The sequence below is a fragment of the Photobacterium ganghwense genome (genome assembly GCF_003025595.1).
Classification (GTDB): Bacteria; Pseudomonadota; Gammaproteobacteria; order Enterobacterales; family Vibrionaceae; genus Photobacterium; species Photobacterium ganghwense.
On sequence record NZ_PYMI01000003.1, the window covers coordinates 836,690 to 850,710 of the forward strand.

Here is a 14,021-nt window from a genome sequence, read left to right on the forward strand (position 1 = left end):
GACTCTGAGCTTGTTTCTGACAGGGGCAGGGCTGGTCAGCCTCAGAGTTAACACTGTTTTTTACAGTCGGGAGTTTTATGACTAAGCGAATGCAACGCTGGCTGACGATGCTCTGCACCGCTTTTGTGTTGATGCTTTCTGTATCGGTGTTCGCCGCCGACGAATCCGATGCCAGCAAAGAAAGTACGCGTCTGGGTGAATCGGTTGTACAGCGTGAAGCCGTTGGCTTTGCGGGGGCTGACTACTGGCGCATGGTAAAAGATGGCCAGGAAGGCTATACCACGTCAAAATCACCAGAACATGGCGTGTTGATTCGGGTGCCGGGGCAGACCTGGTACATTCTGAAAGAAAAATGGATGTCGCCGTTAGGGGCACTGGCGATTTTCGGCAGCCTGGTACTGGTTGGGCTGGCTTACGTTTTGGTCGGACCCATCAAACTGAGCGCCCCGAAAACCGGGCGAAAAATCAAGCGCTGGAGTCGCTGGGACAGGGCACTGCACTGGAGTATGGCCTTTACCTTTTTGACGCTCGCTTTCAGTGGCCTCACTATTGTGTACGGCAAACACTTTATTAAGCCTGTGGTACCAACGGAACTGTGGGGTTGGATTATCTATGCAGCCAAACAGTACCATAACTACATGGGGCCGCTGTTTGCCGTACTGCTGACTGTGATGTTGCTGAAATGGTGGAGAAAGAGCCTATTTACCAAAGTGGATCTGCAATGGTTCATGAAAATGGGCGGCATGATGGGGAAACACAAAGGGTCGCATCCGTCAGCCGGATTCTCGAATGGCGGTGAAAAGGTGATTTACTGGCTGTTGATTTTCTTCGGTCTGTTCATTGCTGTCAGCGGCTTTGTGCTGGATTTTCCTATCTTCGGGCAGACCCGTGCTGATATGGAGCTTTCTAATCTGGTGCATATGTTCTCAGCACTGATTCTGATTTGTGGATTTATCTTCCACATATACATCGGTCTGTTCGGGATGGAAGCTGCCCTTGATGGCATGGTCACAGGTGAAGTGGATGAGACATGGGCGAAAGAGCACCATGATCTGTGGTATGAAGAGGTCAAAGATCTGCCTGAAAACCAGCCGGGTTATGATGTAAACGCTGAAGCTGCCCGTAAAGGGAAGACCGTAAAGGATAACGTGTAACCATTTACGCCGGAGGGTGTTCATTGAGTCATAGCCGCTACGTCTTGTCGCAGTGGCAATGGATGAATTGAAACCCAAACGGAATACACTCGGCATAGCAGGCCAACTACGTATCGTGGTTGGCCTGTTTTTATTTCTGCTGTGTTTGTCGGTCTGTATCTTCATAAAAAGGTGTCTAGTGCACTATAACTTTGTATTTGATGATAACTTTAAGACTAATGTCGTAAGCCTCAAACTTATATCAACATAAAAACAATGGTATAAAGTCTATAGGAGAATGATTTTGTAAGGATGCCATCATGAAATTCCCATATCGAAATATTGTTGTGTTAACCGGCGCCGGTATCTCAGCTGAGTCAGGCATTCGTACCTTTCGAGATCAGGACGGCTTATGGGAAAACCACCGTATAGAAGATGTGGCTACGCCGGAAGGCTACCACCGAGATCCGGGTTTGGTGCAGAGCTTTTATAATCAACGCAGGCAGCAGCTGGAAAGCGGGACGGTGTTTCCCAATGCTGCGCATAAAGCTTTGGCTCGCCTTGAAAAAGAGCTGGACGGTAAAGTCACGGTCGTCACGCAGAATATTGATAACTTGCATGAAGAAGCTGGCAGTAAAAACGTCATCCACATGCATGGTGAATTGCTGAAAGCGCAATGCAGCCGAACCGGCCAGACAATTGAATGGAGTGGCGACCTGTCTCAGGATGATCATTGCCATTGCTGTCAGCTGCCTTCGCCACTACGACCTAATGTGGTGTGGTTTGGTGAGATGCCAATTGGCATGGACCGTATTCACCAGGCGCTAATGGAAGCTGACTTGTTTATTTCTATCGGGACATCGGGTGCAGTATACCCGGCAGCAGGATTTGTCCATGAAGCTGCCTTACATGGCGCACACACGGTTGAGTTAAATCTCGAACCCAGTGAGGTAGAAAGTGAGTTTACTGAAAAACGCTATGGCCCGGCTTCAGTAATCGTCCCTGAGTATATCCATGAGATTCTGGAAGGCTAATTCACGTCGCTAGTTCGCTTGTATCTTGCAGACGTATATCCATGACGAAAAAGCATCAGGCAAAACCTGATGCTTTTTTATTTAGCACGATACTTGTTCCGGATGATTAACGCTTTTTGACTCTTCGGTGAATGATGCGAGAAAGCTGAACAAGCTAGAAGCAGGCAAGGAGATCGTTGTATGAATGAAAGGAAAATGATAAGTCATATTGATCACGTGGTTCTGACCGTCTCTGATATCGACGTTTCACTGCAGTTTTATGTGCGGGTGTTTGGTATGGAAGCCATCAGTTTTGCTAACGGGCGGAAGGCATTACGATTTGGCAATCAGAAAATTAATCTGCAAACCCTCGGACAAGAACCCAGAAATCATGCCCAAGTCGGGTCGGGGGATCTGTGTCTGATTACCCATTGGTCACTTGAAGCGGTGATTGCGCATTTGGTTCAGGAAGGTGTAGAGATTGTCGAAGGCCCGGTCAGCAAGTCAGGTGCGGTTGGGGACATTGAATCTGTCTATTTCCTGGATCCGGATAAGAACCTGATTGAGGTCAGTGTCTATGTTTTGTAAACAAACAGGTAAACAGAGCAGGCGGAAATACTGTCCCGCCTGCTCGTTCACTGCTTAGTGTTTCGAGATATGTTCTTTATGCTTCAGCGTACTGCCCGAACCATTTCACACGCAGAAGATCGTAGCTCCAGTTAAAAATCAGCGCATAGACCAGGAAAAACAGGACTACGCTGATATCCAGAATCAGTACCGTCCAGAAATCCAGCTGTAAGGCCCACATCAGGAACGGAATGGTCACAAGCAATAACCCGCCTTCAAATCCCAGCGCATGCGAAATACGTGTAATCAGCGTTCGAGATAACCGTTCTGCACCGAACAGGCGGTCGAACATCAAGTTGTACAGGTAGTTCCAGGTCATAGCCATAAGCGACAAGGCAAAACCGATAGCGCCGATTTCAGCGGGGTTATGCTGAGTAAACAGTTTCGCGCCCAGCATCATGAGACTCAGTGCAAATAATTCGAATAATACAGAGTGAAGAATACGTTCTTTAACAGACATGTTGTTTTCCTGCTGACTAAAGTATGCCTCTAATCTATCTTGATATATGATTGATACCAGTTAGTTAATATCACTTTTATTGATAGAACGATGAATCTTGAACACCTCAACATGTTTGTGGCGGTTGCTAGAACCGGTTCATTTTCAGCCTGTGCCAGACAGTTAGGTAAGGTACAGTCGGCGGTCAGTCAGGGAATCGCCAACCTTGAGATTGACCTTAACGTCACCTTGTTTGATCGCTCAACGCGCAAACCAACGCTGACTCCTGAAGGGCAACATCTGTTGTCTTTTGCGGAGGCTATCCTTCAGCAAACACAGGAAATGGAGCGCGCTGCCAGTGCATTGAGTCGGCAGGAAGAAACTCAGCTGACACTGGTCACCGATGATGGCTTGGAAGTTGACCGACTTTTCTCGGTGATTGATGAATTCGCAGTGCAGTTTCCCTCAACATCTTTGAATGTGATCAGTGCGGCCAGCTGTGACATCGTCGGATTAATCAGTCAGGGGAAGGCGAATATTGGCTTAATGCTGAGCGAGCTGACGCTTAACCAGGATGCCAGCGTGTGTTATATCGGCAACATGACGTTTATGGCTGTGGTTGGTGTAGCGCATCCGCTGGCTAAAGTGGGGCGGATAGAGCCGACCGACTTAATTCCCCATCGTCAGCTCGTTATCCAGAGCGGCAGCGATAAAATCCAGCCGCACTTCGAGCAGGTTTCCGCGCAGCTTTGGAGCGCCAGTAGCTTTGCAATGCTGATGAAATACACAGAGCGCTGTCTGGGGTGGGCTTATTTACCGACGCATATGGCGAAAGCCGGTATTGCCGCAGGTAATCTGCATGCCTTACCGGTGACTTTTGATCATAAGCCCTGGAGCGTACCGGTTGAATGTGTAACCCCTAAGCGATTAAAAACAGGCCCGGCAGCGACTTGGCTCCGGCAGGCGTTACTGACGCTGCTGGATGAGAAATAGCTCCAGCAAGCAGATATAAAAAAGCCCGGTAACCGGGCTTGGTATAAAAAGTGCTGTCTCAGATAGGCGAGGCGATTACTGGCCTGCTTTCAGCTTCTGGAAGTACTCTTCGTACAGTGTGTTTGCTTCACCCACACTGTTTTGCCATTCGCCAGCGTCCATCACTGCTTGTGGCGGGTAGATGCTAGGATCGTTCACGAACTCCGCTGGCAGCAGTTTTTTCGCTGTTGCAACAGGTGTCGGGTAGCCAATTTCCAGAGCCAGTTTGGCTGCGTTTTCAGGGCGTAGCAGGAAATCGATCATCTGATGGGCAGCGTCAACGTTTTTGGCGGTTGCTGGGATAGAAATGCTGTCCATCCAGAAAATCGCGCCTTCTTTCGGCCATACGATATCGATTGGTGCGCCTTCCTGACGCGCCATGTAGGCCGAGCCATTCCACAGCATGCCCAGCGACGTTTCACCCGCCATATATGGGTTAGCAGGGTAATCAGAGTTGAAAACCAACACATTTGGCATCAGTTTTTTCAGCTCTTCGTAAGCGGCTTTGATTTCTTCAGGTTTCGTGGTGTTTGCAGAGTAACCTAGCTTGCGCAGAGCAATGTGGAAGAACTCGCGAGCATCATCCATCATCATCAGCTGGCCTTCCCACTTAGGATCCCACAGATCTGCCCAGCTGGTGATTTCAGCTTTGTTCATCACTTCTGTGTTTACACCAATACCGGTCGCGCCCCAGATGTAAGGGATAGAGTAATCGTTTTGCGGGTCAAACGGCTTGTGCAGGAAGTTAGGATCGATGTCTTCGAAATGCGGCAACTTCGATTTGTCGATTTTTTGAAGCATATTTTCTTCACGCATCTTTGTGACGTAGTAGGTAGAAGGAACGACTAAATCATAACCGTCACCGTGCGTCTTCAGTTTTGCGTACATGGTTTCATTCGACTCGTAAGTCGAGTAAATCACTTTAATGCCCGTTTCTTTGGTGAACTGCTCCAGAACTTCCTGAGGAATGTATTCAGACCAGTTGTAGAAATACAGTTCTTTGTCTGCCGCGTTAGCCAGGCCGGAAAACATTGCCATGGCACAGACACCACCGGTCATTAAAGAAGACCATTTTTTCATTGTGATATGCTCCAATTAACAGGATTTTTGAGAGTGCTCTCTAGCGAATGTATCCAAATAGGTTCATGAATTACATGATAGGCTGAATACTTACCGCTTCTCCTACAAAGTGATGAATAATCCAGTGTTCGACCGGATCATGAACGGATTACTGCTACTGCATCTTGCGCCGATTGGCAGCAAAAAGCCTGCTAAACACAGGCATTTAAGGACTGATTATAACAGGGAACAGGGACGAAAAGATAAGGTAAATCAAAACCATCACTATCAGGTGGGGTATTAATACACAGTTAGCTCAGCAATCAGATACAAAAAAGGCAGCCATGTAGGCTGCCTGAAATATCTTGTTACAGAACGAAGATTACTGACCTGCTTTCAGTTTCAGGAAGTAGTTTTCGTAACGGACGTTCATGTCGCCAACCGAGTCCTGCCACTCACCACGGTCAAGATCTTCTTGTGGTGGGAACAGAGTAGGGTTGTCTTTGTATTTCGCGTTCGAGGCTTCAACCGCAGTCAGGTAGCCAGTATCTTCAGAGATTTTGGCTGCAATTTCCGGACGCAGCAGGAAGTCAATCATCTTGTGAGCAGCCTCGACGTTTTTCGCGTTTTTCGCGATTGCCAGGCTGTCTACCCAGAAGATACCGCCTTCTTTTGGCCAAATCAGTTTAATTGGCAGACCTTCACGCTGAGCCGCGGCTGCAGAGCCGTTCCACAGCATGCCCAGACCCACTTCACCTGCCATGTAAGGCGCAGCAGGGTTGTCTGAGTTGAACACCAATACGTTTGGCATCAGCTTTTTCAGCTCTTCGTAAGCTTCGTCAATTTGCTTCGGATCTGTTGTGTTACCAGAGTAACCCAATTTACGCAGTGCAATGTGGAACACCTCACGGGTGTCATCCATCAGCATCAGCTGGCCTTTCAGCTCTGGATTCCACAGATCAGCCCAGCTATCGAAATCATCTGGGTTGTACATGTCTGTGTTGACTGCCAGACCTGTCATCGCGATTACGTGAGGAATTGAGTAATCGTTTTTCGGGTCAAAAGGCTTGTCCAGATAGTTCTTATCAAGCTCTTTAAAGTTGGCTAGCTTTGATTTATCGATCTTCTGTAACATGCCTTCATCGCGCATTTTGGCCACGAAGTAAGTTGATGGCACAACCAGGTCGTAACCTTCAGGGTGCGCTTTCAGCTTAGCGTACATAGTCTCGTTCGACTCGTAAGTCGAATAAATCACTTTAATACCAGTTTCTTTAGTGAACTGTTCACGAAGTTCCGTAGAAATGTACGGACCCCAGTTCATAAATACCAATTCCTTGTCTTCTGCATGAGCAAAGCTCGTGAACATTGCTGCTGCGCATGCAGTACCGGTGAGAAAAGCGGACCATTTTTTCATTGGATTATCATCTCCAAAACCCGTTTAGGGTGCTGATAAAAAACAAGTGGCCTGAACAGGACCACTTGCTCGTTTATTGGCTGATTGCCAAATTATTTAATCTTTTCGCGTGCAAGAAGCTGTGAGCTGACGACCATCACCAGAGATACCAGCAGCATAATCGTTGCCAGTGCATTCACTTCCGGTGACACGCCGACTTTCACCATTGAGTAAATCTTCAGCGGCAAAATTTCGTAGCTCGGACCCGTCACAAATGAGCTTACAATGACATCGTCCAGAGACAGTGTAAAGCTCAACAACCAGCCTGCAAAAACAGCAGGTTTCGCCAGTGGCAGAATGATCTGTTTCAGAATCACCCACTCGCTGGCGCCCAGGTCACGGGCAGCTTCCAGCATTTTCACATCAAATCCTTTCAGACGGCTGTAGACCGTCACAACCACAAATGGCAGACAGAAGGTGATGTGAGACAGAAGCAGGGTCAGGAACCCAAGTTCTGCGCCAATCAGGATGAACAAAGCCAGCAGCGAGATTGCCATTACGATATCCGGAGACATCATCACCACAAACAGCATACCGTTAACAAAGTTTTTGCCACGGAACTGGTAGCGGAACAGGGCTACGGCGGTCAGGCTGCCAATAATGGCTGCGGCTGTTGCTGAAAACACAGCAATGTTCAGCGAGTGCCAGGCGGCCTGCATCAGGCTGTCGTTGCTCACCAACTGGTGATACCACTTGGTTGTGAAACCACCCCATTTCATACCAAACTTGCTGGCGTTGAAGGAGTTCACAATCAGGATAATAATCGGAGTATACAGAAAAGCATACACCACAGTCATAAAACTGAATTTAAAGGCGCGTCCCATTATTCCAGCTCCACTTTACGGTTCAGTAACTTGCCTGCACGGTAGTAGGCATACAGCATTACGGCCATGGCTACAGTCAGTGCGATACTGGTTGCCGCACCGAATGGCCAGTCACGCGCATTAAGCACCTGGCTCTTAATCACGTTACCGATCAGCAGGTTCTTCGCGCCGCCCAGCAGGTCAGACACATAGAACATACCCAGCGCAGGTAGCAGTACCAGCAGAGAGCCGGCAATGATCCCTGGCATAGTCAGCGGGATAATGACTTTAATAAACGTCTGGAACTTGTTGGCACCAAGATCGCGCGCCGCCTCGATGTAGTTGTGATCCAGCTTTTCAATCGCCGAATACAACGGCAGCACCATGAATGGCAGCAGGATGTAAACCAGACCAATCATGACTGCATACTCGGTGTACATAATACGCAGCGGACGATCGATGATATTCAGGTACATCAGGCTCTGGTTCAGGATCCCTTGAGTACCCAGCATAATCTTCAGGCCGTAAGTACGAATCAGAGAGTTCGTCCAGAACGGTACGATTACCAGGAAAAGCATGAACGGACGCCATTTTTCCGGCATTTTCGCAATCGCATAAGCGAACGGGTAACCCACCAGCAGACACAGCAGGGTAGCCACCAGCGCCATGTAGAACGAGTGCAGCATCACCTTCGCGTATAGCGGATCAAACAAGCGGATGTAGTTATCCAGCGTGAAGGTCATGTCGATCAGGTTCGCTTCATCCCGAGTCAGGAAACTGGTTCCGATGATCATCAGGTTCGGTGCGAACACAAACACCAACAACCAACTAACAATGATTGTGATGATGATGTTCTGAAGATTAAGCGTCTTTTTCATCTGCCAGTACCACTTCCCAACTATCAACCCAAGTAATGGCCACTTTCTGATCCAGGGAGTGGTCGACGTCCGGATCATCTTCGTTGAAGAATTCGCTGACCATCACGGAAGTGCCGGATTCCAGCTCAACAACAGAATCCAGTGTCATGCCCTTGTAGGTACGATCACGTACGTATCCAATCAGGCCTTTCGCTTCATCGCCATTGTTGATCTCTTCGAGTCGGATATCTTCCGGACGAAGCAGAACTTTCACGCTGTCGCCAACCATAACAGGCAGATCACAGTGAAGCAGGGCAGGACGACCTTCAACATTCGCCATGATACGTTTGTCGTCCAGACGTTCTGTCACAACGGCATCAAACACGTTGATCTCACCGATAAAGCGAGCAACAAACAGGTTAGCCGGCTCTTCGTAAATTTCACGAGGGCTGCCGTCCTGCTCAACTTTACCTGAACGCATAACAATAATACGGTCAGACATTGACAGGGCTTCTTCCTGATCGTGCGTGACGAAGATGAAAGTGATACCCAGCTTACGTTGCAGCTGTTTTAGCTCAATCTGCATTTGCTTACGCAGTTTGTAATCCAGAGCTGACAGCGATTCGTCCAGCAGCAGAACTTTCGGCTTGTTCACAACGGCACGTGCAATTGCAACACGCTGCTGCTGACCACCGGAAAGCTGATGGGGTTTACGTTGGGCAAACTGATCCAGCTGAACCATGCGCAGGGCTTCCAGTACACGCGGTTCGATTTCATTCGCGGCAACTTTCTGCATGCGCAGACCGAATGCAACGTTTTCAAAAACCGTCATGTGTGGGAAAAGTGCGTAACTTTGGAAAACCGTATTAACGTTGCGGTGCTCGGCAGGAATGTAAGTCACATCCTTACCCGCAAGAACAACTTGACCTTCGTCGGCATTTTCAAAGCCGGCAATCAACCTTAGTACAGTTGTTTTACCACAGCCTGATGGACCCAGGATGGTAAGGAACTCACCATCGTTAACATTCAGATCAAGACCGGCGATGATTTGTTTGCCATCGAAGCTTTTGCTCAGCCCTTTAAGCTGAACTACCGGTGCTTTTGTTGTTTCTGCAGCGTTCAATTCTACGAGATCTCCACCTAGGGGTGTCATAGGTCATTCCCCCCTGATTGTTTGGATGAATTTAGGGGGCGCATGATAGACCCCTAAACGTGTAATTTAAAGCGTTTTTTGCCGATTTTTTTCACCAATTTCGATCATTCTTTAGCACTCAAACTTTTCTGGGCGTCAGGATGAGGTGTGGTTGGTAAAAAACATAATAAAATCAAAGTCAAAGCGTATCTTTTGCGTACGGTGTATGGATTGGCTTTTAGCCCTGATTTTCATAAAGTTTTACACCTTTAGTCAGCCAGTTGGGTGTGTCAGGCTGATGACGATGTCATGCTATATTTCTTTCTCGTCGCTGTCTGGCGTACAATCTCCAATCTTAGTATCAAAAAATAGTGAAAATGTGATGAATAACAAAACATTCCATGTCGGTGGTTCAATCGATAAAGCGGTTAAAGGTGAAGTTGAACTTCGTTCACTCGATGTATTGCAGGAAGCTTGGCGCATTACCGCCAAAAATTTTCTGACCTTTTTACCGGCCATCATTGGTTTGTTTCTGGCACAGCTTGCATTGCTGATGCTGGCATTACAGGTTCAGCTGGGAAGTCCCGCAGTATTCTTTGACGCCATTATTCAGGGTGGTGAAATTTCGGGTGCGATAGTTGAAGCTGGCTATATGGCTAACTTCTGGTCAGATGTACTCAGTGCGCCGCTTTATGCCGGTGTCAGCCTGATGGCACTGAACCATGCTGTCGGCTTGCCGAGTAAACCCAGCCATCTGGTTAAAGGGTTCCCTTATACCATCGTGTCGATAGTGACCATGCTTCTGGCATCGTCGTTACAGGGTATCGGCAACGCGCTGTTCCCGATTCTGGGGCTGATGCTGTCGATGGGCTTTAGCATGGCGATCATTCTGGTGTGTGAAAAGCGTGTTTCGCCGCTGAAAGCTATCCAATTCTCGTTGATGGCAACTGTACGTAAATTACTGCCGATGACCGCCATCTTCGTTGTGATCCTGACAATGTTCATTGTGTCGTTTGCAACAGCAGGGATTGGCCTGATCTGGACGCTGCCGTTTTTCTTTAACGTGAAAGCGATTATTTACCGTAACTTGTTCGGTATCACGTTGCAGGTAACAACGGTTAAAAAAGGAAACGACGATCACCATTCTGACAATGGTGATAACTCTAAAGTTTTCAACGCGTGACAGAACAATGTAAGGTGTCACCCAAATCGGATTTACATGTGATTGTTAGTGCCAAGGATATAGGATGAAGTACACCCATTGGCTGTTAGTCGGTTGCCTCGCCGGCTCTGCGATGATGACATCGACAGCATTTGCTCAAAATATTGAGATGCGCTACAGCACCTTATTTGGCAAGCTGAAACAGAATGCCGAAGAAGGGCATGATGATGTCAAAATCGCGTTTTATCTGCTGGATCAGCGTGACGGTAGCGTCTGTAAAATCCACAAAGGCTGGATGCAGAAAGACAAACATTATGAAGAACTCAACATACCGGCTGACAATGCGCTGGTCGTTCCTCTGGATTCAAACTTGCGTCAGGCCAATCCGGATGTGACCTTTGTGGTCGATGATGGCATTACCTGTGATGTGTCGATGCAAGTGATCGCAACATCGGAATACGGCCGTCAGATCAGCCAGGCGCAGGTACAGTCCCTGGCACCTCAGATGGACAAACTGCTGTCGGATTTAGGTGGCATGTTCTCTAAGTGGTTCATGCCTAAAGTTGGCGGTGTGGTACTGCATTTTGACCAGCCTCTGCAGGCTGGTATCAGCCTTGCCAGTGGCGGTGTCGCTGAAGCTCAGGGTAATAAAGTGATCCTGAAACTTGATGCGCTATCAGCGGGAGAAGTGGTTAAGTTACCGGATGATGTGGTTAAGGTGACCCCCTGGATCCCAAAATCCTGAGAGTTTGACGAACGCATAATCAACTCGCCCAATTAAACGCGCTAAAACAAAAACGGCCTGATTCACTCAGGCCGTTTTTTTGTCACTGAAGTAGGTATTAAATCAGGCGTTAATAGCTCTCTGCCATCAGTACATGTATTTCTGACTTGATGTGATCTGACTGGGTGCCGAAGATTGCCTGCAGGTTGTCACCAATCACCAGCACTTCCCGTGCACCCAGCGATTTGATTCCACCGATATCAGCCCGTTTAATATCATGCAGAGTAACCCGAAGGCGGGTAATACAAGCGTCCACGCTTTTAATGTTCTCTTTACCACCCATTTTCTGAATCAGTTGTTCAGCCAGTTCAGAATCGACAATGTTCAGCTCATTTACCGTTTTGGATTCAGACTCGCGTCCAGGAGTCATCAGATTGAGCTTAATGATCAGGGTGCGGAAAATTGTGTAATACAGCAGGAACCACATCGGGCCGATAACAATGAACAACCAGGCATTTTGTGAAAGCGGATAATAGATAAGAAAATCGATCGCGCCATGGGCAAAAGTGACACTGTGATGGATATCTAGAGCACTTACCAGCGCAAAACCGATTCCCGTTAACAGGCAATGAATCACATACAGCACGGGCGCAACAAACAGGAACGAGAATTCCATTGGTTCTGTAATCCCCGTCAGCCAGGAAGTCAGTGCGGCAGAGGCCATGATACCACCCACCATCGCTCTGTTTTCAGGTCGTGCCGTACGGTAAATAGCCAGGCCAACCGCCGGCAGAGCCCACATGGAATACATATAACCACCAGCCAGATTCCCTGCCGTCGGGTCACCCGCCAGATAACGTTGAATTTCCCCTTTAATGACCGCACCGGTTTCCGGATTAACATACTCGCCGACTTCAAAGAAGAAAGGTACGTTCCAGATATGGTGCAGGCCGAAAGGAATCAGAGATCGCTCGACTAGGCCGTAAATCCCGAAGGCCAGCGTCGGGTTCTGGTACGCCGCCCAGTGAGAGAAACTGTCAATGACGCCGCCGATAGGTGGCCAGACGTAACTCAACACAATACCGAGCACGATAGCACTGATGCCGGTAACTATCGGCACGAAACGTTTTCCTGCGAAGAAACCAAGGTATTCCGGAAGCCGGATATTGTAGAACCTGCGGTACATCACTGAGGCAATAGCACCGATGATAATCCCGCCAAATACCCCGGTATTGAGGGTCGGTATACCGATGACGGTGGTTGTTTCGATTCCGTGAAATTTTGCCATCACTCCCATGGTTGCCGTCAGAATGGCAAATCCGACGGTGGCGGCCAATCCGGCAACCCCGTCATTGTCACTTAACCCAAGGGCAACACCGATGGCGAAAATAATGGCCAGGTTGCTGAACACCGCATCGCCGGACATGGCCATGATGTCGGATACCAGATCCGGTAACCAGGAAAAATTCGCTGAGCCAATTCCGAGCAACAGCCCGGCAATCGGGAGTACCGCGACGGGCAGCATTAATGACCGCCCGATTTTTTGTAGGAGTCCAAAGGTTGCATTTATCATGATTTATTCCTTATTCATGCTGTCTTTTCAGAGTCCTTATCACTGTAATTAACTCACTGCTTCGTTAAGTAAGATATGGTTGTCGGTTTGTAAGAGAACGCTTACAAAATAAAATGAAAACCGCTGTATCTGTGATTCATGGGGTTGATAAACTCTTTCACAGATTCAAACTCTTTTCGTAATGTCACTGTTCTTCAGGATGAGAGAAAGTTTTGCAGTCAAAAACGATATTAGTGGTCGACGATAGTGAAGATATCAGGGATGCACTCAGTGAATATCTTGGGCGTTCTGGTTTTCGCGTGTTTACCGCCGAAGATGGCGATGAGATGTGGAAGGTCCTGCAACAGCATCAGCCTGATCTGATTGTTCTGGATATTATGCTTCCCGGTGATGACGGGTTCACTCTATGCAGGGAGATCCGCCAGCACTCACACGTGCCCATTATCATGTTGACCGCCGTCTGTGATGAAATCGATCGAATTGCGGGTTTGGAAGTCGGTGCCGATGATTACATCACTAAAACTTTCAGCCCGAGAGAACTGCTGGCAAGAATTAAAGCCCTGTTAAGGCGGAGCCAGTATCGCTCGGAAGGCGCGTTAAGTCGCCGTATTCGCTTTTTGGACTGGACGTTTGAGACCGTCAAACGGCAGCTTATTCATATTGATGGCGATACGATCCAATTGTCAGGCGCGGATTTTTCTTTACTCAGTTTTCTGCTGCAGCACATGAACCAAACCGTCAGTCGTGATGATATCGCTCGGTTTGTCTGGGGGCGGGATGTTGATCCGCTGGAAAGAGGCATTGATGTTCAGATAAGTCGGTTACGCAAGCATCTTCGGGATGAAGATCGGACCCTGATTCTGACCGTTCGCAACAAGGGCTATATGCTGGCTCTGGAACACATTTCAGACTGCTAGCCCGTTTGGTTGTAACTAATACGGTATACAGAGATAAACCATATAGGGATAAGCGATAAAGGGAATGGCTTATCGCTACTTGTTTTGCAACCGCAAT

Annotated in this window: 14 protein-coding genes; 7 read left to right on the forward strand and 7 right to left on the reverse strand. The window is 48.1% G+C overall.

Annotated elements, in window-relative coordinates; translation table 11 throughout:
- Positions 1–77: 77 nt before the first annotated feature.
- The 3 genes from C9I92_RS14135 to C9I92_RS14145 all read left to right on the forward strand — a co-directional run bounded on the left by C9I92_RS14135 (position 78) and on the right by C9I92_RS14145 (position 2,734).
- Positions 78–1,154: a formate dehydrogenase subunit gamma gene (locus tag C9I92_RS14135; protein ID WP_047885410.1), complete on the forward strand. Its 1,077-nt coding sequence runs from the start codon at positions 78–80 to the stop codon at positions 1,152–1,154.
- A 299-nt stretch (positions 1,155–1,453) separates the two neighbouring features.
- On the forward strand, positions 1,454–2,167 hold the full coding sequence (cobB, locus tag C9I92_RS14140; protein WP_047885411.1) for a Sir2 family NAD+-dependent deacetylase: 714 nt from the start codon (positions 1,454–1,456) through the stop codon (positions 2,165–2,167).
- Positions 2,168–2,362: 195 nt separating this feature from the next.
- Positions 2,363–2,734, forward strand: a complete 372-nt coding sequence (locus C9I92_RS14145; RefSeq protein WP_047885467.1) for a VOC family protein — start codon at positions 2,363–2,365, stop codon at positions 2,732–2,734.
- Between the two features lie 76 nt (positions 2,735–2,810).
- Here C9I92_RS14145 and C9I92_RS14150 read toward each other — a convergent pair whose 3' ends face one another.
- Positions 2,811–3,233, reverse strand: a complete 423-nt coding sequence (locus tag C9I92_RS14150; protein WP_047885412.1) for a PACE efflux transporter — start codon at positions 3,231–3,233, stop codon at positions 2,811–2,813.
- Positions 3,234–3,323: 90 nt separating this feature from the next.
- Here C9I92_RS14150 and C9I92_RS14155 point away from each other — a divergent pair, with 90 nt between their 5' ends.
- Positions 3,324–4,205, forward strand: a complete 882-nt coding sequence (locus C9I92_RS14155) for a LysR family transcriptional regulator (RefSeq protein ID WP_047885413.1) — start codon at positions 3,324–3,326, stop codon at positions 4,203–4,205.
- 75 nt (positions 4,206–4,280) lie between these two features.
- Here C9I92_RS14155 and C9I92_RS14160 read toward each other — a convergent pair whose 3' ends face one another.
- The 5 genes from C9I92_RS14160 to potA form a co-directional block, all read right to left on the reverse strand.
- Positions 4,281–5,324 carry an extracellular solute-binding protein gene (locus C9I92_RS14160; RefSeq protein WP_047885414.1) on the reverse strand — a complete coding sequence of 348 codons (1,044 nt, stop codon included), beginning with the start codon at positions 5,322–5,324 and terminating at the stop codon, positions 4,281–4,283.
- A 361-nt stretch (positions 5,325–5,685) separates the two neighbouring features.
- Complete coding sequence (locus C9I92_RS14165; RefSeq protein ID WP_047885415.1) at positions 5,686–6,717, reverse strand: extracellular solute-binding protein; 1,032 nt, start codon at positions 6,715–6,717, stop codon at positions 5,686–5,688.
- Positions 6,718–6,809: 92 nt separating this feature from the next.
- Complete coding sequence (potC, locus tag C9I92_RS14170) at positions 6,810–7,580, reverse strand: spermidine/putrescine ABC transporter permease PotC (protein WP_047885416.1); 771 nt, start codon at positions 7,578–7,580, stop codon at positions 6,810–6,812.
- Positions 7,580–8,437 (reverse strand): spermidine/putrescine ABC transporter permease PotB, encoded by an 858-nt coding sequence (gene potB, locus C9I92_RS14175; protein WP_047885417.1) that lies wholly within the window; start codon positions 8,435–8,437, stop codon positions 7,580–7,582. Before potB ends, potC begins: the two co-directional genes overlap by 1 nt.
- The gene (gene potA / locus C9I92_RS14180) at positions 8,421–9,539 is read right to left on the reverse strand and encodes a spermidine/putrescine ABC transporter ATP-binding protein PotA (protein WP_047885468.1); all 1,119 of its coding nucleotides are present in this window, start codon (positions 9,537–9,539) and stop codon (positions 8,421–8,423) included. Before potA ends, potB begins: the two co-directional genes overlap by 17 nt.
- Before the next feature lie 391 nt (positions 9,540–9,930).
- Between potA and C9I92_RS14185 the strand changes: the two genes are divergently transcribed.
- Both C9I92_RS14185 and C9I92_RS14190 read left to right on the forward strand, forming a co-directional pair.
- Positions 9,931–10,731 carry a DUF2189 domain-containing protein gene (locus tag C9I92_RS14185; RefSeq protein ID WP_047885418.1) on the forward strand — a complete coding sequence of 267 codons (801 nt, stop codon included), beginning with the start codon at positions 9,931–9,933 and terminating at the stop codon, positions 10,729–10,731.
- Between the two features lie 64 nt (positions 10,732–10,795).
- A complete protein-coding gene (locus C9I92_RS14190; RefSeq protein WP_047885419.1) occupies positions 10,796–11,455 on the forward strand; it encodes a DUF2987 domain-containing protein in 660 nt (219 codons plus the stop codon).
- Positions 11,456–11,564: 109 nt separating this feature from the next.
- Here C9I92_RS14190 and ptsG read toward each other — a convergent pair whose 3' ends face one another.
- The gene (gene ptsG / locus C9I92_RS14195) at positions 11,565–13,007 is read right to left on the reverse strand and encodes a glucose-specific PTS transporter subunit IIBC (RefSeq protein ID WP_047885420.1); all 1,443 of its coding nucleotides are present in this window, start codon (positions 13,005–13,007) and stop codon (positions 11,565–11,567) included.
- A 212-nt stretch (positions 13,008–13,219) separates the two neighbouring features.
- Between ptsG and C9I92_RS14200 the strand changes: the two genes are divergently transcribed.
- The gene (locus C9I92_RS14200; RefSeq protein ID WP_047885421.1) at positions 13,220–13,924 is read left to right on the forward strand and encodes a response regulator transcription factor; all 705 of its coding nucleotides are present in this window, start codon (positions 13,220–13,222) and stop codon (positions 13,922–13,924) included.
- Positions 13,925–14,021: the final 97 nt, after the last annotated feature.